Genomic DNA, 1560 nt, shown 5'->3' with positions numbered 1-1560 from the left:
ATTTGCGCAACTGGTTAGCGTTGATGCCCGCCTTGAGAGCCGTGCCTGAAACCGATGCTCCCGATTGAAGACAGAACTCAATCAGACGCCGCTTGGCCGCTGGCTCGTAGTCTCGCTTCCCATTGGAGCGGACTCGCACCGCCTGCAGCGGAAATAGGTCAATCTCGTCTTGGATCATGCTTGCGTCCGCAAAGTCTTTGCGGACGCAAGCCTGCCAACGTTCAGCCTCCAATACCAGACGTCGTCAATTGAGCGCTTACTTAGAAGGCCTCGCCAAGTATGGTGCGTTAGCTAGTATCTGGCTGTCCAAGCCCAAAGTTCTTACGCAGATTATCTACTGACGGATGCCACGTGCGCTTTGCGACCGCAGGTTGTTTCTAAGGAGGGCAGGATGAAGGGTGCAATATTCGCATCAAGTGTGCTCAACGAGGCATCGGAATATCCCCAAGGCGCCAGTCTTCTTGTCGGCGGCGCTTGACTATCACATGCTACCATCGAAGCGCTGAACTGCTGATTCTAGGTGAGGCGTTTGGATAGGCTCAGCCATCAATCCGACTTTTTTGGGCGGGACCCTCCGTGAAGACTTCCCGCCGCCGCAGCGTGCTAGCCTTTGTCGGCCCGCGCAGCGTTACTAGACGGCTGCAGGGCAGAGGACGATGCGAGTGAGGCCGCGAGGTTCACGTTGTTCTCGGTGATGTTGCCCACCTGCTTGGCTGTTCGCTGCATCGCATCGAGAAAGCTTGTTGTAGCGGTCAGAGCCGACTTCCAGGCGGCCATGGCAGTTCCCGAGCCAGAAGGAGCGACACGCTCGACCGCATCAATATAGTCCTGCATTACGCGCTTGCTCTGTTCATATTGGGCTTCGACCACCGTCGCAAGGTCGGCACGCGTCTCCGCGGCTATCTCGAGCCCTTGCCGGCAGTATGCTTGAGCCTTTTCGGCCAGCGGTAGCAAAATCCTGGCTTCCATCACCGGTAGGTCGCCATCGTTTTTGGCTTCAAATGCCTTGCGCGTGCACGCCTGGGTTTCAGCTAACGTCCATTTCATCGTCTGTAAGTTCAGTTCCGCAACCTTGTGAAATCCCTCGAGCGTTCTACTGGTAAGCCCGTACAGGATCTCAACACCCGCTTTTTGCGCTGCTGCAATCGCTTCTATGTCTGACGTAGGCATGACAAAGCCCCTGGAAATGTGCCCCAGTTGTCCCAACGAGGGCTTTCACAAGAAATTGTCCGTACAGTTCGATACAAGGATAGCTCGGATAGATGTCTACGAGACTTTCGACCAGGGCGCTCCAGCGTGTCGAGGTCTTGGGCATCCACCCCTTCCGAATGATGGGCGATAAATGGCACGGTCTCAAGAGGACTCAGGCGCCACAATTTTGGCAGACCCGATTCTGCGCACAAGCACACACTAGACAATCCCCCTATTGGCATGGTCCGTTGGAATACGGCCTCCCTCCTTGAGTGCATTTCCTTATACGGAAGTCATGACTCTTCCCTCAGTGTTTGAATAGTGAGCGCGGCGTCCATGGTTCGCTGCATGCCGATCCAGATCGTCTTG

General features: G+C 55.6%; 1 protein-coding gene. It reads right to left on the bottom strand.

Annotation, left to right across the window (positions count from 1 at the left end):
- Positions 1-603: 603 nt before the first annotated feature.
- Positions 604-1170 carry a TIGR01841 family phasin gene (gene phaP, locus A3AG_RS0100065; protein WP_012354794.1) on the bottom strand — a complete coding sequence of 189 codons (567 nt, stop codon included), beginning with the start codon at positions 1168-1170 and terminating at the stop codon, positions 604-606.
- Positions 1171-1560: the final 390 nt, after the last annotated feature.

The sequence above is a fragment of the Cupriavidus neocaledonicus genome, from assembly GCF_000372525.1.
Classification (GTDB): domain Bacteria; phylum Pseudomonadota; class Gammaproteobacteria; order Burkholderiales; family Burkholderiaceae; genus Cupriavidus; species Cupriavidus neocaledonicus.
The sequence above is the reverse complement of the archived record's forward strand: the minus strand, read 5'-3'. Positions and strand labels throughout refer to the sequence as shown.